The following is a 26,096-nucleotide window of genomic DNA, read 5'->3' on the forward strand; positions in this document are numbered from 1 at the left end:
ATACCATAAAAAATGTTATAAAATCTTATATCAAATTTATAAATTATGCTAAAATTACCTTTTTTTTATTAAAAAGAAGGCTAAATCTAATAAAAATATAGAAAAATCTATAAAAATTTGAAGATTTTTAAAAATACAATTTTTATGCAATTTTTATGAAATTAATTGAAATAAAATGTAGGGAGAAGAAGATGATTAGTGATAGAAACTTTATCAATATTGCACATGAAATTGCAAGTGCTTCTAAATGTGTATCAAAACAAGTAGGTGCAGTAATTGTAAAAGATGGAAGAATTCTTTCCACTGGATATAATGGTACACCAACTGGTTATATAAATTGTAGTGAACATTGGAATTCAGAATATACAAAAGATCATCATGATTGGTCTAAAACATATGAGATTCATGCAGAAATGAATGCTCTAATTTGGGCAGCAAGAAAGGGAATCTCAATAGAAGATGCAACTATTTATGTAACTTTAGAACCTTGTAGTGAGTGTTCAAAAAATTTAATTGCAGCTGGAATTAAAAGAATAGTCTATGATAGAGCATATGAACATACAAATTCAGAAGTTGTTTCAAAATTTATAAAAGACAACGGTGTAATTATAGAACAAATAAAATGATAAGTATTGATAATCATAAGTTTTATAAAAAAGCAATAGATAAATATGGGGTTAGTGCAAAGGGTGTGCATTGGCAATCTCAATTTACTCAGTATCTAAGGTTTGAAGTCTTAAACTCTTTTATAAAAGAGCAGATAAAAGATTCAACTATCATAGATGCAGGATGTGGTTTTGCTGAGTATTTAAACTACTTAAAAAAATCAAATCTTAAACCTAAACAATATATTGGTCTTGATGTTGAACAAAAGATGATAACTTTAAGTAAAGAGAGATTTCCTAGTGAAAAATTTCTTGTAAAAGATATTTTAAAAGACTCTCTTCCTAAAGCTGACTACTATGTTTGTAGTGGAGCTATGAATATTCTTAGAAAAAAACAGATGTTTAAATTTATACAAAACTGCTTAGAAGCTTCAACAAAAGGTTTTGTATTTAACTTCTTAAAGTCTCATACTTTGAATGATGTTGATTATAGACATATAATTGATTTTTGCGAGGGTTTAAATAAGGAAATTGAGATAAAAGATTACTATTTAGACAATGATATGAGTATTTTTATTAAACACTTAACTAATTAGTCAACTCGAGTTTAAAATATCATAAATTTTTCATATCAAGAATATATACTTACACTATAAGGTAAAATAAAGTTAAGGATGAGGCTATGAAAGTAGGATTATTTATTCCCTGTTTTATGAATGAGTTATATCCAAATAGTGCAATGGCAACACTAAGATTATTAAAGAAATTTAATCTTGATGTTGAGTACCCAATGGATCAAACCTGTTGTGGGCAACCAATGGCAAATTCTGGTTGTTCTAAAGATATGAAAAACTTAGCATTAAGATTTGTTGAGATTTTTAAAGAGTTTGATTATATTGTTGCACCAACTGGTTCATGTGTAACGATGGTAAAAGACCATTACAAACCCTTCTTTGATGAAGATGATAAAGATTATAATAAAGTTAAAACTTCTATTTATGAAGTGTGTGAATTTCTACATGATATTATAAAAGTAGAAAAAATAGATTCATATTTCCCTCATAAAGTTGGAGTTCATAACTCATGTCACGGGCATAGAGGTCTAAAATTAGGAAGTCCTAGTGAATTAAATATTCCTAAAAACAATAAACTAAAAAATCTACTTAGTTTAGTAGAGGGAATAGAACTTATTGAACTAAATAGAGATGATGAATGCTGTGGTTTTGGAGGAACATTCAGTGTAACTGAAGAAGATATCTCTGTTGCAATGGGAAGAGATAGAATAAAAGACCATATAGATTCAAATGTTGAAATTATGACAGGTGCAGATATGTCTTGTCTTATGCATATGCAAGGTTTAATCAATAGAGAAAATAAACCTTTAAAAATTATGCATATTACAGAGATTTTAGCAGGGGAGGAATAACATGAGTGTTTTACACAATCACCCACTAAAAGCAAAAGAGTTTGTAGCAAATGATGAAAGAATGCATTGGCATGATCAAGCTTTATGGTTTGTAAGAGAAAAAAGGGATAGAACAACAAAAACAATTCCAGAATGGGAGCAATTAAGATATTTTGCTGACCAAATAAAAACTCATACAATGGCAAATTTAGATAAATATCTTTTAGAGTTTGAAAAAAATGCAAATGCTAAAGGAATTAAAGTACACTTTGCAAAAGATGCACAAGAGCACAATGAGATTGTACATAGAATTTTAAGTGAAAACAATGTAAAAAAAGTTGTTAAGTCAAAATCTATGTTAACAGAAGAGTGTCACTTAAATCCTTTCTTAGAATCAAAAGGTATGGAAGTTGTTGATACAGATTTAGGTGAAAGAATTGTTCAACTTAGAAATGAACCACCTTCACATATCGTTCTTCCAGCAATTCACTTAAAAAAACAAGATGTTTCTGATACTTTCCATGAAAAAATGGGTACAGAAAAAGGAAATTATGACCCAACTTATTTAACAAGAGCAGCAAGAGCTGACTTAAGACAAAAGTTTTTAGATGCAGATGCTGGTATTACAGGGGTTAACTTTGCCATTGCAAATACTGGGGGAGTTGTGGTTTGTACAAATGAAGGTAATGCAGATATGGGTGCTTCCTTACCAAAACTTCATATTGCCTGTATGGGAATTGAAAAAGTGATTCCAAGACTTAAAGATTTATCTGTATTTACAAGATTACTTGCAAGGTCTGCAACAGGTCAAGCTATTACTTCATATACATCTCATTTTCATGGTCCAGTAGAAGGTGGACAAATGCATATTGTAATTGTAGATAATAAAAGAACACCATTTTTACAATCTACAAAATATAAAAAAGCATTAAACTGTATTAGATGTGGGGCTTGTATGAATACTTGTCCTATTTATAGAAGATCTGGTGGTCACTCTTATGATTATGTTATTCCAGGACCAATTGGTTCTACATTAGCAACTTTTAGAGACCCTAAAAAACATAAAACTCTATCTTTTGCATGTACACTTTGTGGTTCATGTTCAAATGTGTGTCCTGTAAAAATTGATTTAGACTCACAATTATATTCACATAGACAAGATTTAAGAGAGAAAAATATTATCTCTAATCAAAAAAGATTATCTATGCAGTTTGCTTCTTGGTTAATGAGTAAACCAGCACTATTTGATTTTGTTGGAAAAGTAGCAAGAAAAATAGTACCACTTTTACCAAAAGTGATGATTTATAATAGATTTAATACATGGGGAAAACAAAGAGATATCCCTGAAATGCCTAAAAAAAGTTTTAAAGAACTTTATAAAGAGGAGTTTTCAAATGACAAGTAAAGATTTAATTTTAAATAGTATTAGAACGAATAATGTTGTGAAAGATACTCCTCTTCCAGATTATTCAAACTTTGGTCTAACTTTTGAGGATAAATATGCTCAGTTTTCTACAATGCTTGAATCAGTTGGTGGGAAAGCACTATTTGTTAAAAAAGAGGCTTTAGATGAAACTGTAAAATCTTTGTATCCAGAAGAAAAAGTGATAGCTTCAAATGTTGAGGATTTTACTTTAGGAAACTTTGATGCAAATGAAGAAGAAGACCCTCATAATTTAAAAGATGTTGATTTAGCAGTTTTAAGAGGTGAATTTGCAGTTTCAGAAAATGGAGCTGTTTGGGTAAAAAATAAAGATAATAGACATAGAGCTTTATATTTTATTGCACAAAATATCATTTTAGTATTAGATAAAAGTGCAATAGTAAATAATATGCATGAAGCTTATGAGTTAATATCTTTTGATGAACCATCATATGGGGCTTTTATTAGTGGTCCATCAAAAACAGCTGATATTGAACAATCATTAGTTATTGGAGCTCATGGTCCAAAATCAGGATATGTAATTTTCGTAGAATAGTTTATTATGTTATAATTGGTAAAATAACATAAGGATTATTTTGAGATTAATACTAATTTTATTTTTACTTTTTACTTCACTCTTTGCCTCTAAAGAGGTTTTGTTACTTCATTCTTACCATAAAGGTTATAAATGGAGTGATGATATCTCTTCAGAGATTGAAAAGAGATTTAAAAATGAAAAAGATATAGACCTTACAACAATTTACATGGATACCAAACATGTAGCCTCTCCTCTTTATTTAAATAAATTAGCACAACTTTATAAAGAACAATTTTCAACAAGAGACTTTGATATCATAATTGCAAGTGACAATAATGCCTTTGAGTTTGCAATTAGATACCATGAGTATCTTTTTAAAGATTTACCCGTTTTATTTTGTGGAATCAATAACTTTGATAGAGCTTTTCTTGGTGAAAATAATATGAAAAACTATATGAGCGGAGTTGTTGAGCAAGTAGATTTAGAAAAAAACTTTGAGCTTATTTCTAAAATACATCCCAACTTGGAGAAACTTCTTATTATAAATGACAAATCTAAAACAGGTTTAGCTGTAAAAAGAGATTTAAGACCTGTAATTGAGAAATATTCTCAGAAGTTTAAAATAGAATATGTCGATAATTTAGATATTGATAATTTAAAAAAGAAAGTTATAAACTTAGATAAAACAAAAAGTGCTCTTTTATTTGTACTCTTATTTAAAGATAAAACAGGGAAGTTTTTTACTTATAAGCAGAGCTTTAAAAAAGTAAGAGAAGTTAGTCAAGTACCTATTTATGGACTTTGGGATTTTTATTTAGATTATGGAATGGTTGGTGGTTTATTAACTTCTGCAAAAGCTCAAGGTGAAGCTGTTGCAAATATGACAATACAAGTTTTAAATGGGAAAGATGTTAAAACTATTCCTATTATAGAAAAATCTCCAAATAGATATATCTTTGATTATAAAGAGCTAGATAGATTTGATATAAATATTGATAAGATTTTGGAAGATTATGAAGTAATAAATGAACCCCATGGTTTTTTTAGAAAATATACAAAATTAGTAGTTGTAACCCTTATAATTATAGCAATTTTATTAATTATGGTTTTTTCTATGAAAGCAAATATTCAAAGAAGAATGAGAGTAGAGAAAGATTTACAAAATAGAATTAAATTTGATAAGGTTTTATTAGATACTTTACCAAATCCAATTTATTATAAAAATAAAGATGGTAAATTTTTAGGTTGTAATAAAGCCTTCTCTGAACTTTTAAATATCCCTAAAAAAGATGTAGTAGGTAAAACAGCAAAGGATTTCTTTGCCGCTGATATTGCTGCTAGAAATGAAACAGTAGATAGAAAACTTCTTCACTCTTTAGGTACAGATACTTCTGAAGTAACTCTGCATTTAGCAGATAATCAAATGAGACATATAATCATCAAAAAAGCAGTATATTTAAATAATGATAGCTCAATTGGTGGAATAGTATGTATTATGGATGATATTACAGAACGAATTCAGCAAAAACAGTTTTTAATTCAACAAGGTAAATTAGCTGAGATGGGAGATATGGTTGCTGCAATTGCACACCAGTGGAATGAGCCTTTAGTTGAGCTATCTGCACAAGTTCAAGATATACAAACCTCTTTTATTTTAAATGAGTTAAAAGATAGTCAAGTACAAGAGTTTGTAAATGACTCTATGGTACAAATAAAATATATGTCACAAACTTTAAGTGATTTTAGAAACTTTTTAAAACCTTCTACAAAAAAAGTATTTTTTTCTATTAAACAATCTTTTGAAGAGATTTTTGAAATTATTGGAAAACAAATTTTCTATTCAAATATAAATATGAGAGTAAACTACAACTATAAAGAGGATGATTTAATCATTTTTGGATATGAAAATGAGTTTAAACAAGTTTTATTAAATCTAATCAATAATGCAAAAAATAAGATTATTGATAAAAATACAAATGATAAATACAATCTTACTATAAATGTAGAAGAGTCAGAAAAGTATAATATAATAGAGATTATTGATGATGGAGGAAATATTGATTCAAATATAATAGACAAAATATTTGAACCATATTTTACAACTAAAAAGAGAGGTACGGGGTTTGGTCTTTATATGGCAAAGGTAATAATTGAAGATAAAATGAAAGGTCATATAACAGCACAAAATAGAGATAAAAATGTAGTTTTTACAATAAAACTGCCAAAAAAAGAGGCGAAAAATGAAAATTCTACTATTAGAAGATAATAAAAAATTAAATGCAACAATTAAAAAAAGACTTGAATTAAAAGGTTATAAAGTTTTTAGTTTTATAGATGGACAAGAGGCTTTAAATAGTATTGATGAAGGCTTTTCCTGTTTTATTTTAGATATAAATGTTCCAAATATAGATGGAATTAAAATCTTAAAGAAGATAAGAAACTATTACACTGTAGTCCCTATTATTATAATTAGTGCAACAGTTGAGCTAGATATGATAAAAGAGGCTTATGATTTTGGCTGTAATGATTATTTAAAGAAACCTTTTTTCATAGATGAATTAGAAATAAAAGTAGAAAAACTTTGTCAAGTAAAAGATGAAAAAGAGTATTTTGACAAAGATTCTTACTTTGATTATAAATCTTCAACTTTATGTATTGATAATGAAGAACAAAGACTTACAAAAAAAGAGAGATTACTTATGAATCTTTTTTTAACAAAGAAAAATCAAGTACTAACTTATGAAGCAATTGAGAATTATGTTTGGGAAGGTTCATTTGCTTCAATTGAATCAATTAGGTCTTTAGTGAGAAGATTAAGAAAGGTTGTAAAAAAAGATTATATTCATACTGTAGTTGATACTGGATATATATTTAAAACTGACTAAATAGTCAAAAATAGCATTAAAATAGCAATTTCTTAAAAAAACATTAATTTAGTGAACATATGCTCAAAACCCTATATTTTATGGGGTTTTTTTTCAAAAAAAAGAAAAAATATCATATCTTTTTCATTCCTGCTAGTTAAAATTTCCTTGAGACACAAAAAAAAGGAGATCAAATGAATATGTTTGGTAAACCAACTAAACTTATTGCAGCGGCAGCACTTATCGCGGGGTTAAGTACTCAAGCTTTAGCAGAAAAAGTATATAAATGGAAACTGGCTACTACATGGGGGCCAACACTACATCCATTTATTGATGCACCAACAAACATGGCAAAAATGGTTGAAGAGATGTCTGATGGAAGATTAATCATCAGAGTAGATGCTTCAAATAAACATAAATCTGCTTTAGGTATTTTAGATATGGTAAAGGGTGGTCAATATGACATGGGTCACTCAGCATCATATTACTGGAAAGGTAAAGATATTAATACTTTACCATTTAGTACAATGCCTTTTGGTATGACTACACCTGAACAATATGCATGGTTCTATCACGGTGGTGGTATGGATTTAATGAAAAGAGTATACAAAAAACATAAAGTATTATCTTTCCCTGGTGGAAGTTCAGGAAATCAAATGGGTGGTTGGTTTAGAAAAGAGATCAACACTGTAGATGACCTAAAAGGTCTTAAAATGAGAATTCCAGGTTTTGCTGGTGAAGTTATGGCAAAATTAGGACTTACTGTTACTAATATTGCTCCAGGTGAATTATATACTTCTTTAGAAAGAGGTACAATTGATGCACTAGAGTGGGTTGGGCCTGGTATGGATATCAACATGGGATTCAATAAAATTGCTCCTTATTATTATACTGGTTGGCATGAGCCAGGATTAGATTTACAATTTTTAGTAAATGAGAAAAAATTTAATAGGTTACCAAAAGACTTACAACAAATTTTAATTACTGCAATGAGAGCTAGTGCTTATGATATGTATATTCAAAACTATCACATGAGTTCTGAAGCTTGGGCAAAAATTGAAAAAGAGTATCCAAATATTAAAATTAAAACTTTCCCTAAAGAAGTTATGGATGCTATGAAAAAAGCAAATACTGAGTTAAGAGAAGAGATGACTAAAGGTCAACCAATGTTAAAAGAGATTTTAGACTCTCAAGAAGCTTACCAAAAGAAAGTTAGAGAGTGGACAAAAATGTCTGACTACATTTACTTAAAAGATAACTTATAATATTGTCTACATATTTAGGAATCCCCTCTAAGGGGATTTCATATATAATAAGTAACATAAACATAGAACAATGAGATATTTTTATCTTACTTATTTGAACACACCCAAAGGATTTTTATGTTGTTAAAATTGGAAAAAGGGTTCAATAAATTTGCAGATTTTATTGGATTTATAACAGCAGTAGCTATGGTTCTAATGATTTTAAATGTATTTTATGATGTAGTTATGAGATACTTTTTTAAATCAGGAAGTATTGCTATGCAAGAGATGGAATGGCATCTATTTTCAGTAATTATACTTCTTGGTATTGCATATACATTAAAAGAAGATGGTCATGTTAGAGTTGACTTAGTTTATGATAGATTTAGTCCAAAAAGAAAGGCTTTAATTAATATGGTAGGGTCAGTAATATTTATTCTACCAATTGCTCTTTTAGTAGGACTTAGCTCAATTAATAATGCTTATGAAGCATATCTTTCGATGGAACAAAGTGGCGATCCAGGAGGACTTCCTTATAGATGGATTGTAAAAGCACTTATACCTTTATCATTTTTCTTACTAATTATCACAACTATTGGATTTTTTATTAGAAATCTAAATATTTACAAAGGTTTACATCCAATGGAGGAGTATAACTTAAAAGGTGAAATTGAAAATCTAAAATGCGATTTAAGTGAGAAAAAACATCACGTAGTAGATATAGACCCTTATGCAAATGAGGATAAAAAAGGAGAAACAAAATGATTGGTATAGTAATGTTCTTTACTGCATTGTTTATGCTAATCATTGGATTTCCAGTAGCATTTACTTTTGCAGCAGTTTCAGTATTTTTTGGGATTTTTGCAGGTTTTGTAGAAATTTTCTCTTATGCAGAAGAGGGTACTGCTTTAACTCAACTTCTAGCTTCAGGATGGGCTGAAGGTATTGCAATGTTTGATTATATGCCTTTTAGAATCTACTCTATTCAGCAAAGTACTATTTTAATGGCAATTCCAATGTTTATTTTTATGGGAATTGTTTTACAAAAAACTGGACTTGCTGAAAAACTTTTAGAATCAATGGGCTTCTTATTTGGAGAGATTAGAGGTGGGGTTGCAATTTCAACTGTATTAGTTGGTACATTATTAGCAGCTTCTACAGGTGTTGTTGGTGCTTCAGTTGTAGCAATGGGAGTTATCTCACTTCCTGTAATGCTTAAGTATAAATATAATACTGAACTTGCAACGGGAACTATCTGTGCTTCTGGTACTTTAGGGCAAATTATTCCTCCTTCAATTGTTTTAATTATTTTAGGGGATGTTTTCCAAGTTCCAGTTGGAGACCTATTCTCATCAGCAGTTGGACCGGGTCTTGCTTTAGTTGGTGCTTATATTCTATTTATTTTAGCAGTATCATTTATTAGAAAAGATATGGCTCCTGCAATTCCAGCAGATCCAAGTAGAGGAAATAAAAAGAAACAAGTTATTAGAGCTTTAATTGATATTATTCCTTCTTTAACACTAATTATCTTAGTTCTTGGTTCTATTTTTGAAGGTATCGCAACACCAACAGAATCAGCAGCAGTTGGATGTGTTGGTGCTATTGGTTTATCACTTTTATATAGAACATTTACTGTGGGAATGGTAAAAGAAGCAGCTTTAGAGTCAGTTAAAATTACATCAATGGTATTTGGTATCTTAATTGGTGCAACAGCATTCTCGATGGTATTTTCATATACTGGTGGAGAAGAGGTTGTTGAGCATGCAATGACAAGTTTACCAGGTGATGATAAATGGGGATTTGTAATCTTTACAATGTTAGCAATCTTAATTTTAGGATTCTTTATTGACTTTATTGAGATTTCATATATTATTGTTCCTATTTTAATTCCAGTTGCTGAGACTTTAGGAATTAACCCTGTATGGTTTGCGATTTTAATTGCAATGAATTTACAGACTTCATTCTTAACTCCTCCATTTGGTTTCTCCCTTTTCTATCTAAAAGGATGTGCACCAGCTGGTGTTACAACTGCTCAGATATATAGAGGAGTATTGCCATTTATTGTCATCCAAATAATCGTATTAGGAATTGTAGCCTTCTACCCAGAAATATTTGGAATGTCTGCAGATATATAGTATAATGCTATAAAAAAAGGAGTACATTATGTCTATGATTTTAAAGCTTAGTTCAAATATAGTTTTTAAAATAAAAGATAGGATGTACTCTTTTATAGATGATCCTCAACAAAGAATATACACAGTACCACGCCTTGAATAGCATCTCTTTATAAATTAATAACCAAAAATTTATAAGGATAAAACATGTTAGAGGGAAAATATCAAGATTTTTACGATGAAGTATCAAAAATAATTGATACAAAAAATTTATTTACAGATAAGTTGCATACTTTAGCCTATGGAACAGATGCATCTTTTTATAGGCTAATTCCAAAAATAGTAATCAAAACAGATAATGCAAAAGAAGTAGAAGAGATTTTAAAACTATCTAATGCCATGGAATTAAGTGTAACTTTTAGAGCTGCTGGTACTTCACTTTCTGGTCAAGCAATTAGTGATTCTATTTTAATAGTTACGTCAAGAAATTTTAGGGACTTTAGAATTTCTGAAGATAAAAGTACAATCTCATTACAACCAGCCCTTACAGGTCAAGAAGTAAATAATTTACTTGCTCCATATGGAAAAAAAATAGGACCAGACCCAGCAAGTATAAATGCTGCTATGATTGGTGGAATTGCTGCAAATAATGCCTCTGGTATGTGTTGTGGAATTTCTCAAAACTCATACAAGACTTTAAAGTCTATGAAACTAATCTTTGCCGATGGTACAAAACTTGATACAGCAGATGAAGAGTCTAAAAAAGCTTTTAGAATTTCTCATAAAGAGTTCTTAGAAGGTTTAGAAAATATTGCAAAAGAGACAAAAGCAGATAAAGAGTTAGCAGCTTTAATTGAAAAGAAATTTAAAATTAAAAATACATGTGGTTACTCAATAAATGCTCTTATTGATTTTGATGATGTTTTTGAAGTTTTACAACATTTAATTATTGGAAGTGAAGGAACTTTAGCCTTTATTGAAGAGATTACTTATGAGACAGTTGAAGATTTAAAAGATAAAGCTAGTGCTTTAATTTATTTTAAAGACGTAAAAGAAGCCTGTACAGCGGTTACTAAAATAAAATTAGCAAGAGAAGCAAAAACTATTACTGTTGATGCGGTTGAACTTATGGATAGAGCAGGATTAGCAAGTATTGAAAATGACCCTGCAATGCCAGAGTATATTAAAGATTTTGATGAAAATGTAACGGCACTTTTAATTGAAACAAGAGCAATAAATGATGAAACTTTAGATACTCAAATCAAAGAACTTGAAGAGTTACTTGAAGAGTTTGAAGTTGTAAGAGATATCTATTTTACAAAAGATGTTGCAGAATATACTCTTTATTGGAAAATTAGAAAAGGACTATTCCCCGCAGTTGGTGCTGTAAGAGAAGTAGGAACAACTGTTATTATTGAAGATGTTGCTTATCCTATTGAAGTATTAGCCGAAGCTACTTTAGAACTACAAGCTCTGTTTAAAAAGCATGGATATAGTGAAGCCTTAATTTTTGGACATGCTTTAGAAGGAAACTTCCACTTCGTATTTACTCAAGACTTTTCAATTGAAAGTGAAGTGAAAAGATATGATGAATTTATGAATGATGTAGTTTCTTCTGTTGCAGTAAAATATCAAGGAAGTTTAAAAGCTGAACATGGTACGGGTAGAAATATGGCTGCATTTATTGAAGTAGAGTGGGGGAAAACTGCTTATTCAATGATGAAAAGAATCAAAGAAGTATTTGATCCTAAAGGTTTATTAAATCCTGGTGTTATCATAAATGATGATGCAGAAGCACACCTTAAGAATTTAAAAGCAATGCCTGCAACAAATGAAATAGTTGACACTTGTATTGAGTGTGGTTTCTGTGAACCTACTTGTCCTTCAAATGATATTACTTTAACTCCAAGACAAAGAATTGTTATAAATAGAGAGATTTCAAAACTTGAAAGAGAAGGAAATCTTGAAGAAGCAAAAGAGTATAAAGAGCTTTATCAATATGATGGAATAGAGACTTGTGCAACTTGTTCTTTATGTTCAACAGCATGTCCAGTTAAGATTGATACAGGAAATTTAACAAAACATTTAAGAACAGAGCAAATTACTCCAAGTGCAGATAAAATAGCCTCTTTTGTGGCTAATAACTTTTCAACAACTCTAAAAGGGATGAAAGTTGGATTAAGTGGTGCAAATTTAATGCATAAGCTTTTAGGAACACCAAGTATGAGAAGCTTTACTTCTTCTATGAGAAGTCTAAGTAAAGATAATCTTCCACAATGGAGTGCAAGTCTTCCACGAGCAACTACTATTGATACACACTTTGAACAAAAATTAGATAGTAAAAAAGTTGTATATTTTCCTTCTTGTATTAATAGAACAATGGGAAGAGATAGTAAAACTACAGTAGAAGAAGAGTTATTTGATGTAACAGTAAAATTACTACAAAAAGCTGGTTACCAAATTCTATTTCCAGAGAATTTAGATAATTTATGTTGTGGAATGCCTTTCTCTTCAAAAGGTTTTAAAAAGCAAGCTGAACAAAAATCAAATGAGTTGGAACATGCTTTACAAGAGATTAGTCATTTTGGGGAATATCCAATCCTTTGTGATACAAGTCCTTGTACTAAAAAAATGCTTGAGAGTTTTAATAGTAAAATGAAACTATATGAACCAATTGAGTTTACTCTTGAAGTATTAAAAGATAATTTAGAGTTTAATCAAATAGATGAGCCAATTACTATTCATACAACTTGTTCTTCAAGAAAAATGGGCTTACATGAGAAGTTTATAGAACTAGCAAAAATGTGTTCTACTAAAGTAATAGTTCCTGAGAATGTAAAATGTTGTGGATTTGCAGGAGATAGAGGATTTAATTTTCCTGAATTAAATACTTCGGCTCTTAGATTCTTAAAAGAGGATGTAAAAGAAGCAAAATATGCTTTCTCTACTTCTAAGACTTGTGAAATAGGCTTAAGTGAGACATCGGGACTTGATTATAATTCAATTTTCTATTTAATTGATAAGTGTACAACAACAAAAAAATAGATAATCTTTTTAGCCAAAACAGATATTTACTATTTATTTGGTAAAATATCTGTTTTTATATCAAATATAAGTTTGATAGTTACAAAAAGGATTAAAATGATGACTAAACTACTTCTTGTTTTCTTAACGCTAACTACAATGTCTTTTGCACAATTAGTTGATGCAATTGCTCTAACTGTAAATGACCAACCAATTACTCTTTATGATATTGAAAAGAGGAAAGTTGAAGCTAATCTTCCAAGAGATAAAGCTGTAGCACAACTTATTGATGAGGTTCTATTCGAACAATTAGTTGAGGAACACAATATTACAGCAGATATTTTTGATGTAAATAATTATTTAGAAAAAATTGCAGCTTCAAATGGAATGGATTTATATACTTTTAAATCTATCGTTAAACAAAAGTATCAAGATTATAGTGCTTATGAAGAGCAAACTAGACAAATGATTATTAGACAAAAACTTACAGATAAACTTGTAAGAGGGAATATTAAAATTGCTACAGAAGATGATTTAAAAATCTATTATGAAAATAATAAGAATCTATTTAGTACAGCTTCTACTGTAAGAGCAGTTCAATACTCTTCACCTAGTAATGAAGCTTTACAAAAAGCGATTAGAAATCCAATGGAAAATGTAAAAGATGTTAAAAAAGCTAATATTGAATTAAATCAAGCTAATTTAAATCCTCAATTAAGATATATTTTAAATGAGACAAAAGTTAATCAATTTACTCCTGTTTTTACATCAAATAAGCAATATGTTTCTTTATTAATTTCTGAAAAAGGGAATTCTCAAACACTTGCTTTTGAAGATGTGAAAGATAGAATATTTAACATGATTATGCAAGATAGAGAAAAGAAATATTTAAAAGACTATTTTGAAAAATTAAAACTATCTGCAGATATTAAAATAGTAAGATAAAAGGAAATAGATGTTTGAAGTAATTATTGGATTAGAAGTACATGCCCAATTAAATACGAATAGTAAACTGTTTTGTTCTTGTGCAACAAGTTTTGGTGAAGAACCAAATACAAATGTATGTCCAACTTGTTTAGGACTTCCTGGTGCACTACCAGTTTTAAATAAAGAAGCAGTACATAAAGCAATTATGTTAGGTACTGCTTTAAAATCAAAGATTAATAAAAAATCAATCTTTAATAGAAAAAATTACTTCTATCCAGATTTACCAAATGGATACCAAATCTCTCAATTTGAAGTTCCTGTTGTAGGACTTGGAGAGTTAATAATTGATTTTGAAGATGGTAGCTCTAAAAAAATTGGTGTAACAAGAGCTCACTTAGAGAATGATGCTGGAAAAAATATTCATGCGGGAAATGTTTCTCATGTAGATTTAAACCGAGCAGGAACACCTCTTCTTGAGATTGTTTCTGAACCAGATATGAGAAGTGCAGAAGAGGCAATTTTATATCTTAAAAAACTTCACTCAATTGTTAGATACCTTGGAATCTCTGACGCTAATATGCAAGAGGGTTCTTTTAGATGTGATGTTAACGTATCTATTAGACCAAAGGGTGATGAAAAACTATATACTAGATGTGAAATTAAAAATATGAACTCATTTAAGTTCATTGAAAAAGCAATTAAGTATGAAGTAAATAGACAAATTGAAGCGTGGGAAGATGGTGTTTATGAGCAAGAAGTTGTTCAAGAAACAAGACTTTTTGACCCAGAAAAAGGTGAGACAAGATCTATGAGAGGTAAAGAAGATGCTGCTGATTATAGATATTTCCCAGACCCAGACCTTTTACCAGTTGTTATCACTGATGAAATGATGGAAAAATATTCACAGATTCCAGAATTACCAGATGAGAAAAAAGCAAGATTTGTAAATGATTTTGGAATCAAAGAGTATGATGCCTCAGTTATTACAGCTTCTTTAGAAACTGCTAACTTTTTTGATGAGATGATGAAAGAGGGAGTTTCTGGTAAAAATGCTGCTATTTGGTTAACTGTTGAGTTACCTGCAAGATTAACAGAGGGAATGACTTTAGAGACTTCTCCTGTTGATGCTAAAAAACTAGCAGGAGTTGTAAAAGCAATTGAGGATGGAACAATCTCTGGTAAAGCTGCAAAAGAGGTACTTGATTTCTTAATGCAAAAACCAGAAATGCAAGTAGATGCTGTAATCGAAGAATTAGGATTAAAGCAAGTATCTGATGATGGAGCTATTTTAGAAATCATTGATGGAATCTTGAGTGCAAATCAAGATAAAGTTGAAGAGTATAGAAGTGGAAAAGATAAATTGTTTGGATTCTTTGTTGGGCAAACAATGAAAGCTTCAAAAGGTAGTGCAAATCCAGCAAAAGTAAATGAACTTTTAAAACAAAGATTAGGGTAATTTATGGCTGAAAAATCTATTGCAGTAATTGGGGCAGGTAAATGGGGACAAGCTCTTCATTTTGCTCTTAGTCAAAACCAAAAATGTTTAATAACTTCAAGAACAAAAAGAGATATTAAAGACTTTGTAGATTTACAAACTGCCTTAGATTGTGAATATTTAGTTATAGCTATTCCGGCTCAAGAGATAAGAGAATGGTTACAAGAAAACTTTGTATTTTCAGGTCAAAAAATTCTTGTAGCAGCTAAAGGAATAGAGGCTAGCACAGGTGAATTTTTAAATGAAATCTATGAAGAGTTTGTTCCAAGTAAAAATATAGGTTTTATTTCAGGACCATCATTTGCAAGTGAAGTAATACAAGCTTTACCTGCAGGAATTGTTATTAATTCAAAATCTAAAAAACTTTATGAAAAATTTGCTCCAATGTTCCCAAGATTTTTAAAAACTTACTATTCAGATGATGTAGTAGGTGCAGAAATTTGTGGAGCTTATAAAAATGTAATTGCAATTGCTAGTGGTATTTGTCAAGGTTTAAAACTAGGGAATAATGCTAGAGCTTCACTTATCTCAAGAGGTCTTGTGGAGATGCAAAGATTTGGAAAAGAGTTTGGAGCTAAAAAAGATAGTTTTTTAGGTCTTAGTGGAGCAGGAGATCTATTTTTAACTGCAAGTAGTGAACTAAGTAGAAACTTTCGAGTAGGACTAGGACTTGCAGGTGGTAAGAAACTAGAAACTATTTTAGAAGAGCTTGGAGAAGTTGCAGAAGGTGTTAAAACTTCAGAAGCAATTTTTAAGTTATCAAAAAAATATAAAATCTATACTCCTATTGCAAAAGAGGTAAAACTTATCCTTGATGGTAAAAACCCTCATGATAGTCTTAAGGACTTACTAAGAAGTTAGAAAATGAGTACAATATCATTTTTTAACCTCTCTCTTTCTTTTCTTCCTTTAATATTTATTTGGTATTTCTATTATAAATGGACAAAAGATAAAACAGATATTATCATTGCTACTTTTAGAATGATAATTCAGCTTATAACAATCGGTTATCTTCTTGTTTTTATTTTTAAATCAAATGATATAAAAATAGGTATTTTTATTGTTTTATTTATGATTGTAGTCTCATCTTGGATTACTCTTAGAAATACAGTTAATAAAAGTTTTAATCACTATTTACAAATCTTATTAGCAGTAGCAATTTCAGGGCTTGTAAATCTTATTATAATAATAGGCTTTGTTTTAGATTTAGAGAGTTTATATGAACCAAGATATGTTATTCCTCTTGCTGGAATGGTTTTTGCAAATACAATGAATGCTTTATCTCTAGCTGTAGAGAGATTTGAAAAAGAGATAGAAAGAACAAGTTTTGAAGAGGCAAGACAAATAGCCTTTAAAGCCTGCATGATACCTCAAATAAACTCATTATTAGCAGTTGGATTAGTTGCTCTTCCTGGAATGATGACAGGACAAATTTTATCAGGAGTTGACCCTCTAATTGCAGTTAGGTATCAAATTATGATTATGGCAATGACCTTATCAAGTGCAGGAATTAGTGCAATTGTCTATTTTTTATTAAAAGCTAAATTATCTAAATAATTTAGAAGTAAACTTTCCCAATTATCTTCCCATCCTTTTTGATGACTAAAATCTTTGAAAATAAAATGATTTATCTTTGATGTATCCTTAAAATAAGAGTTGTATGATTTGAAAATAGAGCTATCAATAATAGTGTCTTTTTCTCCTATTAAATGAACTTGCTTTATCTTTTGTAGTTTTTTAGCAAACTGTGGTGGATTTAAAGAACTAGATAAAGGAGTAAGTCTATTTTTACTAGTCCAATATTTGTGGTCTAGGTTTCCTGCAACAGTTAGTAAAAAACTGATGTCATCTCTTTTTGCACTTATTAAAGTAGCGATTGCTCCTCCTCCTGAAAAGCCTATTAGTTCAAAGTTTTTATTTTGATTTTTTTCTTTTAATAAATCTAAAATAGTTAAATATGAAGATAAGACTTCCTTTGAAAATCGATGAGAAGTCCAATATTTTTTTTCACACTTTTTATCATTAGTATATTGGCAAGGTCTTGCTAAATAGATTTTACAAGAATTCTTATCTTTTAAAAATAGTTTCATAGTAAGAGGGTTTATTGGAGTAGGGTTAGAAGAAATTCTTGTTTTTGTTGCCCATGCTAAACCATCTCCTTCAATATAAATTCTTAAGGTTTTGCAAGAAGATATCTTTTGTAAAGAGTATAATGAAAAATCATTAGTATGAATAATCTCTTTTCTTATTTGCTTATGTTCAATAAGCTTATTAGAAATCTTAATTCTCTCTTTTACACTTGGAATAGAAGTACAAGCATTAAAAAATAAAACTATAAATAAGAGTGAAAAAAACGTTTTCATTTATTTATTAAATTTCTCTTTATGAATCTCTCCCCAAAGATAGAGTTGCTTAAGTATAGGTTTTAAACTCTCTCCATATTCAGTTAGACTATATTCTACTTTTGGAGGAACTACTGGATAGACTTTTCTATGAACAATATTATCTTTTTCTAATTCTCTTAGTTTTTGTATTAACATCTTTTCTGTAGTTCTTGGAAGAAGTTTTTGAAGTTCATTAAATCTTAGTGTATCTCGTCTTAGATACCATAAAATTAGTATTTTCCATTTACCTGCTAAAACATCAAGTGCAGTTTCTACTGGACATTTTTCAATATTTTCATTTAATTGTTCAATTTTTTTATTCATTATAAATACCTTCAAATCACTTAACTATCTTTTTAGATAGTACATTTCTTTTTAGTTAGTTCTTGTCTCTTTGTCTAATTTTAGCTAAAGTTTTAACATAAGTAAAGAAAAGAATAACTCCCTTTTTAAAGGGAAATTTAAAAGGATAAAGTATGAAAGCATTTGTAGTAGAAAAGATAGAAGATAAAAAATTTTATTGTGGTGTTCAAGATATTGAAGTACCAACATTAGAAGAGAATGAAGTTTTAATAAAAGCAACATACTCTTCTTTAAACTATAAAGATGCTCTAAGTTCAGTTGGAAATCCAGGAGTTACAAGAGTATTCCCTCATGTAACGGGAATCGATGTTGCAGGTATTGTAGAAAAATCTACAAGTGAAAAGTTTAAAGTAGGACAAAAAGTACTTGTAACAGGTTATGATTTAGGTATGAATACTAATGGTGGACATAGTGAATATGTAAAGGTACCAGCTTCATGGGTAGTTACAATTCCTCAAGGAATAAGTGATAAAGAGATTATGATTTATGGTACAGCAGGCTTAACAGCTGCTTTAAGTGTAAATGAACTTTTAAATAATGGTATTACAAGTGGAGAAGTACTTGTTACTGGTGCAACAGGTGGAGTAGGAAGTATTGCTGTTGCTATTTTAAGCAAACTTGGATTTTCTGTAACTGCTATTTCTGGGAAAGAAGATAAAATTCCTTTCTTAAAAGATTTAGGAGCAAAAGAAGTAATCTTAAGAGCTGATTTTGATGTTGAAAATAAAAGACCAATGGGAAGTGAAAAATATGATGGAGTGATTGATACTGTTGGTGGGAATATTTTAGCAGAAGCTTTAAAAGTAGTAAAATATGATGGGGTAGTAACTTGTTGTGGTTTAACTTCATCTCATGAATTGCTAACAAATGTATTTCCTTTTATTTTAAGAGGAGTAAGATTAATTGGTATTGATTCTGTTGAGTGTAAAATTGAGAAAAAAATAGCAGCTTGGGAGAAACTTGCAGGAGATTTTGCAATTGAGACTTTAGAAGAGTTAACAACTGAACTTAGTTTAGATGATGTAAAAGAGGCTTATGAAAAACTATTAGCTGGAAAAGCAGTAGGAAGATATTTAGTAAAACTTTAATAGTAAATTGTGTGTTTATTCAATCACACAATTTGCATCTTTGACTAGTTTTATATTGTGCTCTTTTGCATAATCTTTACCCCAATCATGTAGCTCTTGCAAGATAGGAATTAGTTTTTCTCCATTAGGTGTTAATTTATACTCTACTTTTGGAGGAATTACTGCATAAGCTATTCTCTCAACTATTCCAACTTCTTCTAACTCTCTTAGTTGCTGAGTTAACATTTTTTGACTGATTTCTGGAATTAATTTTCTTAGTTCACCATTTCTTTTTACACCTTTTTTTAAAGCCCAAAGAACCATTGCTTTCCATTTTCCACCTATCATTTCAGTAGCAAGTTGAAAAAAGCAGTTGTAGTGTTTTGTTTCCATAAAAAAGCCTTTAATTTTTAATAAGATAGTTACCTAGAAGTGCCTATATAACTATATAGTACATACTTGACAATTGTTTACTATTAAGTTAATATACTAAAATTAAAATAAAAAAAAGGATAATTAAATGGGTAAATATATTGAATTAACAAATGATAATTTTGATGCAACTGTAAACGAAGGTATCTCTTTAGTAGACTTCTGGGCTCCTTGGTGTGGACCTTGTAGAATGCTTGCTCCTGTTATTGATGAATTAGCAGAAGATTTTGATGGTAAAGCTAGTATTTGTAAAGTAAATACAGATGAGCAACAAGATTTAGCAGTTAAATATGGAGTTAGATCAATTCCTACTATTTTATTTATGAAAGATGGAGAAGTAGTTGATACTTTAGTTGGTGCACAATCAAAACAAGCATTAGCTGATAAATTAAACTCACTATAATATTAAATAATAATATTCAATCAAAGTAGCAGCTTCTTCTGCTACTTTCCTTCCTCTTTCAAATAATCTTCATATTTAAAATAAGTAAAATTAGATAAAATAACAAATCAAAAAATATTTAGGAAAATTGATGCAACAATTTTTAGAAGAATCAAAAAAAGTTAGTAAAGAGATAGCTACCCTAAGTGGTGAAGTAAAAAATAGAATCTTAAACGAGATGGCAGATGCCTTACTTGAAAATTGTGATTATATTGTTGGTTGCAATGAAAAAGATATGAGTGTGGGAAGATTAGGTAATCTAGATGAAGCACTTTTAGATAGATTACTTCTTACAGGAGATAGAGTAGCTGATATGGCAAAAGCTATTAGAGAAATAGCTTCATTAAAAGAACCAGTTGGACGAACTCTTGATGGATGGGTTACTGAAAATGGTTTAAATATTCAAAAAGTATCTATTCCTATTGGAGTAATTGGTATTATCTATGAAAGTAGACCAAATGTTACTTCAGACACAGCAGCACTTTGTTTTAAAAGTGGAAATGTATGTGTTCTAAAAGGTGGAAAAGAGGCTGAAAACTCAAATAAAGCAATTGCTGATATTTTAAGACATGTATTAGCAAAAAACAAGTTACCAGAACAAGCAATTTCACTACTTCCTGATTCAAGTAGAGAAGGTGTAGCAAACTTAATTAAACAAGATAAATATGTAGATTTAATTGTTCCAAGAGGTGGAGAAGCTTTAATTAGATTTGTAAGTGAAAACTCTACTGTTCCTGTTGTAAAACATGATAAAGGACTTTGTCATATCTATTTAGATAGGGATGCAAACCATCAAAAAGCTATTGAGATTGCAATAAATGCAAAATGTTCAAGACCTGGTGTTTGTAATGCAATGGAGACTTTACTTATTCATAAAGATGTTGCAGCATATATTTTACCTCCATTACATGAAGCATATGAGAGATATGGGACACAATTAAAAGGATGTGATCTTACAAGAAAGTTTATTGATATTCAATGTGCTACACATGAAGATTATGATACTGAATATTTGGCAAATAAATTAAATATTAAAGTTGTAGATAGTGTTGAAGATGCTATCTTACATATTTCAAAATATGGGTCTGGACACTCTGAAGCAATAATTAGTGAAAACTACTCTACTGTAAATAAGTTTTTAAATGAAGTAGATGCAGCTTGTGTATATGCAAATGCAAGTACAAGATTTACTGATGGTGGTGCATTTGGACTTGGAGCTGAAGTTGGGATTTCTACAAATAAGCTTCACTCAAGAGGACCTATGGGAATAAATGATTTAACAACATTTAAATATAAAATTTATGGAAATGGTCAGGTAAGATAGATGTCAAAAAAAATTTATTGTATTGCTTCATTTAGAGCAAAAGAGGGCAAAGAGCAAGAGTTATTAGAAGTTTTACAAGCTTTAGAACCTCAAACACTTAGAGAAGATGGATGTATTCAATATATTGTTACAAAACATATAGAACATCCTAATGCAATGGGAAAATCATTTCCTATTGTATTTAATGAAATTTGGGAGTCAAAAGAGGCTTTTGAATTACATTGTAATAAACCATACATAGCAAACTTTTTTCAAACACATTGTGTAGATGAAGATGGTTTTGTTGAAGACTTTAATGTATGTGTTTATTCTGATGAAGTAAATTAGTTCTATCTTGAAGATAGAGCTAATTTAACTGCAAGTGCTCCTAGTACAAAAGAAGTAAGAATATTTAAAATCTTAGAGATACTAGGATTTTCCATTAGTTTACTGCTTAACATATTTCCTGCGATTCCTATTGAAGAAAAAACAACTACGGTTAAAGCCATAAATACTAAACCTAAAATAATCATCTGCATTGGTATATTCCCAAGTTCAGGGTTTACAAACTGAGGAAGAAAAGCAAGAAAAAAGATTGAAACTTTAGGGTTTAATACATTCATAAAAAAACCTTTTATATATAGTTTTTTTAGCTCATTACTAGAGTTTTGAGCTGTTAAATCTAGTTTATCATCTCTATGTCTAAATGCTTGATATGCTATATATAATAAATATGCAGCTCCAATATATTTTACAAGATTAAAAGCTAGCTCTGAGGTTTGGAAAATTACAGAGATACCAAAAGCAGCAGCTGAGGTATGAATAATAATTCCACTACAAAGTCCAAGTGTTGTTACAATAGCAGCTTTTTTACTTTTTGTCATACCCTGAGTTAAGACATAGATATTATCAGGTCCAGGTGCTAAACATAAAAGAAAAGAAGCAATAATAAACATATATAAAGATGTAGTATCTATCATAGTTTTCTCCTTTAAAAAAATAATTATATAAAAGTTTTTCTTTATACCACCAAATGAACACCTTTTCTTTATAGACTTTCAAATATATAACTGTAGGAGGTTTGACTTGAGTTACTCAAAGAAAAGATATTTAACTTATCTTGCAATTACAATAATAGTATTTGTAATGCCATTTATAACAATTAATGGTAACCATTTACTTCTTTTATCTTTTGATAAGATGCAATTTCACTTTTTAGGGCTTGTATATAATATGAATGAGCTTTATGTTATGCCATTCTTATTAATGCTTTTATTTATTGGTATCTTTGCTATGACAGCTATGTTTGGTAGAGTTTGGTGTGGATGGGCCTGTCCTCAAACTATTTTTAGAGTAGTTTATAGAGATTTAATAGAATCAAAAATCTTAGGTCTTAGAAGAATTAAAAATAAACAAAAAGATATAGACTATTCAAAAACTTCAACAAAAATCAAAAAGTATATCTCTTTATTTATTTGGGGAATTTTATCCCTTGTTGCTTCAATGAACTTCATGTGGTATTTTATTCCTCCAGCTGACTTTTTTACATATTTAATGAATCCACAAGAGCACTTCTTTATGATAATGTTTGTAATTAGTATTGCTCTATTTTTAATATATGATATTGTTTTTATGAAAGAACACTTCTGTACTTATGTATGTCCATATTCAAGAATTCAATCGGCACTTTATGATGATGATACAAAGCAAGTAGTATATAACACAAATAGAGGTGGAACAATTTATGAAAATGGTGCAAAATCAATATTTGATGTAAAACAGTGGAGTGGAAATCAAGAGTGTACAACTTGTGAAGCTTGTGTAAAAGTATGTCCTACTCATATTGATATTAGAAAAGGGTTACAAGTTGAGTGTATCAACTGTTTAGAGTGTTCAGATGCTTGTAGTACAGTTATGGGTAAACTTGGTAAAAAATCATTAATTGATTGGGGAAGTACAAATACTGTAATCAACAAAAGAAGGTCACCTCTTTTTGCAATGAAAAATATAGTTTATATGGTTTCTTTACTTGCTTGTATTTTATTAGCTCTGTTTTTTGCTGGAGAAAAAGAAGATTTCTTAGTAAATGTAAATAAAACTACAAAACTATATGGGATAGAAGAGAGTACAGTTTCAAATAACTATGTACTAACAGTTCATAATACAAACAATAAAGAAAAATATACTTTTGCTATTGAAGTGCTTGACCCAAGATTTGAAGTTAAAAGATATAGAGAACTAGTTTTAGAGCCAAAACAGAGATTAAAAACTGTATTAATTTTACAAACTACTAGAAAACTTGCCTCTACAAATAAAAAAGATACTCCTTATAAAACAAAGATTAAAATCTTTGCAAAAGAGAATAAGGATATAAGTGTTATTAGAGAGATCTCTTTTATGTATCCAAGAAGAGATTTACTTAAATAGTTTTTTCAAAAAGAAGGGAGAAAATTGACCCTTCTTTTTGTTTTTTATACTCTATTTTCCCATTAAAATTTTTTTCTATAATTAACTTAGATAAATATAAACCTAAACCTGTACCTTCCTCTTTTGTAGTAAAATAAGGTTCAAACATTTTTTCTTGAAATTTTTTATTTATTCCTTTTCCATTATCTTTGATATTTATAATAACATCAGCAGCTGTTGAGTCTACTTCTATCTCAATAAAAGGATTTTCAATATCTTTTAAAGCATCACTTGCATTTGAAACCAAAGATAAAATAACTTGTGATAACTCATTTTTACTTCCAAAGATTTTTATATTTTCATCTTTTAAAAAGTTTAGATTATATTTTATATTTCTTTTTTTCAATTCTTCATTTAAAATAGAAAGAGTATTTGAAATAGCATCTTTTACAAGAAACTCTTCTTTTTGTTTTGAAGGAGTATAAAACTCTTTAAACTCTTCAACTGTATGAGATAAAAACTCTAGTTGCTCTTTTGCTTGTGAATATTTTTTGTAAAAATACTCTTCATTTAGTTTTTGTTGTTCAAATCTTGTTTTTAAATTTATTAAAATATATGAAAGATTATTTAAAGGTTGTCTAAATTGATGGGCAATATTTGCAAGCATTTCACCACTTTTTGCCATTTTTGATTGTTGTAAAAGCATATTTTCAAAGTTTTCATTCTTTTGTTCAAGACGATTATATCTATGTGAAACAGAAAAAGTAAATAAAATAGCTTCAATGGCAAAAGCTACAAGCACTATGTCTAAAAAACCTTTTTGTTCATAAAAATCTTTAAAGTCAAAAACAAAAAGTGTAAAACAAAGAAAAGACCAACCAACTGTATAAATAAGTGTTGGTCCTACATTTTTAATATTAAAAATCACAGAGATAAATAAAATAGCATAGATAATTGTAAAAGGAAGATACTCAAATAAAACATAATGATAAAAGGCAGTTAAAATTACAACATTTAAAAGCAAAGTATTTATTATTAACTCTTTATAGTTTGCAACTTTTGGTACAAATCTTCCCTCATAAAAATTAATTGCAAAAACTAAAGCAAGTAAGGTAGCAAGTAAAAGTGAGATTTGTTCTACAAAATGAGGAATATCAAATAAAGAGCTATAAGTTACAATATAACTAAGAGAAAAAACTTGCATAAGGCAGTATGAAATATAAAAAATCTCTTTTGAATAGATATATCTAATAAAAGTATAAACAATTGTCATAATAACAATACCAAAGGTTATTCCATAGAGTAAAATAGTATTTAAATTATCCAAGTTCAATTTTATAACCTGTTCCTGATAGATTTATAATCAAATCCTTTGGTATTTTTATTTTTAAATTTTTGATAAGAGTTTTTAAAGCATCTTTACTCATTCCACTATCATACCAAACAAAATTTTCTATCTCTTCATATGTGACAAATCTATTTCTATTTTTAAGCAATAAAGAGAGTAAATCTAACTCTTTTTTTCTTAGTTTAACTATTTCCTTATTTTTAAATAGTGTTTGATTAAAACTGTCAAAAGTTGTATTTTCATCTAGTTTTATAATATTTGAATCAGAAGTTTTTAAACTCTTTAAACATATTTCAAGAGCTTTTTTTAACTCCTCTTCACAAATAGGTTTAGTAAGATATTTTACTAATTGTAATTCAATAGCTTCAAAAAGGTACTCTTTTGTGGAAAAAGCAGAGAGAATAATTACTTGAGTCTGTTTATCTTTTTGTCTAATTCTTTTAACAAACTCCAAACCATTTAATTTAGGCATTTGAATATCCGTAATTATGATATGAGGTTTTTGTTTTTCATAAATTTTTAAAGCACTTAAAGCATCACTTGCTTCATAAATCTCATCAAAATAGTTTTCTAGGTACTCAACCCCGTTTTCTCGGGCTATATCATCATCTTCTACATATAATAGTTTTATATTTTTAGTATCTTTCTTTTGCATATATTATTATATCTCTTAATTTCTTTACTACTCAATAATTGCTATAATTTCCAAAAT

Annotated in this window: 26 protein-coding genes; 20 read left to right on the plus strand and 6 right to left on the minus strand. The window is 29.1% G+C overall.

Translation table 11 applies throughout. The features are described from left to right. Positions 1-191: 191 nt before the first annotated feature. The 15 genes from ABIV_RS00335 (at position 192) to ABIV_RS00405 (ending at position 17,196) form a co-directional block, all read left to right on the plus strand. Positions 192-626: a deoxycytidylate deaminase gene (locus ABIV_RS00335; RefSeq protein WP_114838003.1), complete on the plus strand. Its 435-nt coding sequence runs from the start codon at positions 192-194 to the stop codon at positions 624-626. Beyond that, positions 623-1,201 (plus strand): class I SAM-dependent methyltransferase, encoded by a 579-nt coding sequence (locus tag ABIV_RS00340; RefSeq protein ID WP_114838004.1) that lies wholly within the window; start codon positions 623-625, stop codon positions 1,199-1,201. The genes ABIV_RS00335 and ABIV_RS00340 overlap by 4 nt, the downstream gene beginning before the upstream one ends. A gap of 86 nt (positions 1,202-1,287) precedes the next feature. Further along, complete coding sequence (locus ABIV_RS00345) at positions 1,288-2,031, plus strand: (Fe-S)-binding protein (protein ID WP_114838005.1); 744 nt, start codon at positions 1,288-1,290, stop codon at positions 2,029-2,031. A gap of 1 nt (position 2,032) precedes the next feature. After that, positions 2,033-3,415 carry a lactate utilization protein B gene (locus ABIV_RS00350; RefSeq protein WP_114838006.1) on the plus strand — a complete coding sequence of 461 codons (1,383 nt, stop codon included), beginning with the start codon at positions 2,033-2,035 and terminating at the stop codon, positions 3,413-3,415. Beyond that, on the plus strand, positions 3,405-3,989 hold the full coding sequence (locus tag ABIV_RS00355) for a LutC/YkgG family protein (RefSeq protein ID WP_114838007.1): 585 nt from the start codon (positions 3,405-3,407) through the stop codon (positions 3,987-3,989). The genes ABIV_RS00350 and ABIV_RS00355 overlap by 11 nt, the downstream gene beginning before the upstream one ends. Before the next feature lie 40 nt (positions 3,990-4,029). Next, a complete protein-coding gene (locus ABIV_RS00360) occupies positions 4,030-6,237 on the plus strand; it encodes an ABC transporter substrate binding protein (RefSeq protein WP_114838008.1) in 2,208 nt (735 codons plus the stop codon). Next, on the plus strand, positions 6,212-6,856 hold the full coding sequence (locus ABIV_RS00365) for a response regulator transcription factor (RefSeq protein WP_114838009.1): 645 nt from the start codon (positions 6,212-6,214) through the stop codon (positions 6,854-6,856). The genes ABIV_RS00360 and ABIV_RS00365 overlap by 26 nt, the downstream gene beginning before the upstream one ends. A gap of 173 nt (positions 6,857-7,029) precedes the next feature. After that, positions 7,030-8,100 carry a TRAP transporter substrate-binding protein gene (locus tag ABIV_RS00370; protein ID WP_114838010.1) on the plus strand — a complete coding sequence of 357 codons (1,071 nt, stop codon included), beginning with the start codon at positions 7,030-7,032 and terminating at the stop codon, positions 8,098-8,100. Positions 8,101-8,217: 117 nt separating this feature from the next. Then, positions 8,218-8,844, plus strand: a complete 627-nt coding sequence (locus ABIV_RS00375) for a TRAP transporter small permease subunit (RefSeq protein WP_205526939.1) — start codon at positions 8,218-8,220, stop codon at positions 8,842-8,844. Continuing rightward, the gene (locus ABIV_RS00380; protein WP_114838011.1) at positions 8,841-10,214 is read left to right on the plus strand and encodes a TRAP transporter large permease; all 1,374 of its coding nucleotides are present in this window, start codon (positions 8,841-8,843) and stop codon (positions 10,212-10,214) included. The genes ABIV_RS00375 and ABIV_RS00380 overlap by 4 nt, the downstream gene beginning before the upstream one ends. Positions 10,215-10,400: 186 nt before the next feature. Next, positions 10,401-13,238 (plus strand): FAD-binding and (Fe-S)-binding domain-containing protein, encoded by a 2,838-nt coding sequence (locus tag ABIV_RS00385; RefSeq protein ID WP_114838012.1) that lies wholly within the window; start codon positions 10,401-10,403, stop codon positions 13,236-13,238. Between the two features lie 96 nt (positions 13,239-13,334). Further along, on the plus strand, positions 13,335-14,162 hold the full coding sequence (locus tag ABIV_RS00390) for a peptidylprolyl isomerase (protein WP_228254316.1): 828 nt from the start codon (positions 13,335-13,337) through the stop codon (positions 14,160-14,162). A gap of 10 nt (positions 14,163-14,172) precedes the next feature. Continuing rightward, positions 14,173-15,600 (plus strand): Asp-tRNA(Asn)/Glu-tRNA(Gln) amidotransferase subunit GatB, encoded by a 1,428-nt coding sequence (gene gatB, locus ABIV_RS00395; protein ID WP_114838013.1) that lies wholly within the window; start codon positions 14,173-14,175, stop codon positions 15,598-15,600. A 3-nt stretch (positions 15,601-15,603) separates the two neighbouring features. Next, positions 15,604-16,500, plus strand: coding sequence for an NAD(P)H-dependent glycerol-3-phosphate dehydrogenase (locus ABIV_RS00400; RefSeq protein ID WP_114838014.1), 897 nt, complete (start codon positions 15,604-15,606; stop codon positions 16,498-16,500). 3 nt (positions 16,501-16,503) lie between these two features. After that, the gene (locus ABIV_RS00405) at positions 16,504-17,196 is read left to right on the plus strand and encodes an ABC transporter permease (protein WP_114838015.1); all 693 of its coding nucleotides are present in this window, start codon (positions 16,504-16,506) and stop codon (positions 17,194-17,196) included. Here ABIV_RS00405 and ABIV_RS00410 read toward each other — a convergent pair. Together ABIV_RS00410 and ABIV_RS00415 are read right to left on the minus strand one after the other, a co-directional pair. Then, on the minus strand, positions 17,163-18,002 hold the full coding sequence (locus ABIV_RS00410; protein ID WP_114838016.1) for an alpha/beta hydrolase family protein: 840 nt from the start codon (positions 18,000-18,002) through the stop codon (positions 17,163-17,165). The genes ABIV_RS00405 and ABIV_RS00410 overlap by 34 nt on opposite strands. After that, positions 18,003-18,347, minus strand: a complete 345-nt coding sequence (locus ABIV_RS00415) for a winged helix-turn-helix transcriptional regulator (protein WP_114838017.1) — start codon at positions 18,345-18,347, stop codon at positions 18,003-18,005. Between the two features lie 152 nt (positions 18,348-18,499). Here ABIV_RS00415 and ABIV_RS00420 point away from each other — a divergent pair, with 152 nt between their 5' ends. After that, the gene (locus ABIV_RS00420; protein ID WP_114838018.1) at positions 18,500-19,474 is read left to right on the plus strand and encodes a YhdH/YhfP family quinone oxidoreductase; all 975 of its coding nucleotides are present in this window, start codon (positions 18,500-18,502) and stop codon (positions 19,472-19,474) included. A gap of 15 nt (positions 19,475-19,489) precedes the next feature. On the opposite strand, the gene ABIV_RS00425 is transcribed toward ABIV_RS00420, so the two are convergent. Continuing rightward, positions 19,490-19,846 (minus strand): winged helix-turn-helix transcriptional regulator, encoded by a 357-nt coding sequence (locus ABIV_RS00425; protein WP_114838019.1) that lies wholly within the window; start codon positions 19,844-19,846, stop codon positions 19,490-19,492. A 127-nt stretch (positions 19,847-19,973) separates the two neighbouring features. Here ABIV_RS00425 and trxA point away from each other — a divergent pair, with 127 nt between their 5' ends. The 3 genes from trxA (at position 19,974) to ABIV_RS00440 (ending at position 21,978) form a co-directional block, all read left to right on the plus strand. Then, positions 19,974-20,288, plus strand: coding sequence for a thioredoxin (gene trxA / locus ABIV_RS00430; RefSeq protein ID WP_114838020.1), 315 nt, complete (start codon positions 19,974-19,976; stop codon positions 20,286-20,288). A 130-nt stretch (positions 20,289-20,418) separates the two neighbouring features. Further along, complete coding sequence (locus tag ABIV_RS00435; protein ID WP_114838021.1) at positions 20,419-21,651, plus strand: glutamate-5-semialdehyde dehydrogenase; 1,233 nt, start codon at positions 20,419-20,421, stop codon at positions 21,649-21,651. Further along, positions 21,652-21,978 (plus strand): putative quinol monooxygenase, encoded by a 327-nt coding sequence (locus ABIV_RS00440; RefSeq protein WP_114838022.1) that lies wholly within the window; start codon positions 21,652-21,654, stop codon positions 21,976-21,978. 2 nt (positions 21,979-21,980) lie between these two features. On the opposite strand, the gene ABIV_RS00445 is transcribed toward ABIV_RS00440, so the two are convergent. Beyond that, the gene (locus tag ABIV_RS00445; RefSeq protein ID WP_114838023.1) at positions 21,981-22,610 is read right to left on the minus strand and encodes a LysE family translocator; all 630 of its coding nucleotides are present in this window, start codon (positions 22,608-22,610) and stop codon (positions 21,981-21,983) included. Positions 22,611-22,716: 106 nt separating this feature from the next. Between ABIV_RS00445 and ccoG the strand changes: the two genes are divergently transcribed. Next, positions 22,717-24,057 (plus strand): cytochrome c oxidase accessory protein CcoG, encoded by a 1,341-nt coding sequence (gene ccoG / locus ABIV_RS00450; protein WP_114838024.1) that lies wholly within the window; start codon positions 22,717-22,719, stop codon positions 24,055-24,057. On the opposite strand, the gene ABIV_RS00455 is transcribed toward ccoG, so the two are convergent. Next, positions 24,050-25,369, minus strand: coding sequence for an ATP-binding protein (locus ABIV_RS00455; RefSeq protein WP_337442126.1), 1,320 nt, complete (start codon positions 25,367-25,369; stop codon positions 24,050-24,052). The genes ccoG and ABIV_RS00455 overlap by 8 nt on opposite strands. Further along, a complete protein-coding gene (locus ABIV_RS00460) occupies positions 25,356-26,039 on the minus strand; it encodes a response regulator transcription factor (protein WP_114838025.1) in 684 nt (227 codons plus the stop codon). The genes ABIV_RS00455 and ABIV_RS00460 overlap by 14 nt, the downstream gene beginning before the upstream one ends. Positions 26,040-26,096: the final 57 nt, after the last annotated feature.

The organism is Halarcobacter bivalviorum, assembly GCF_003346815.1.
Taxonomy (GTDB): domain Bacteria; phylum Campylobacterota; class Campylobacteria; order Campylobacterales; family Arcobacteraceae; genus Halarcobacter; species Halarcobacter bivalviorum.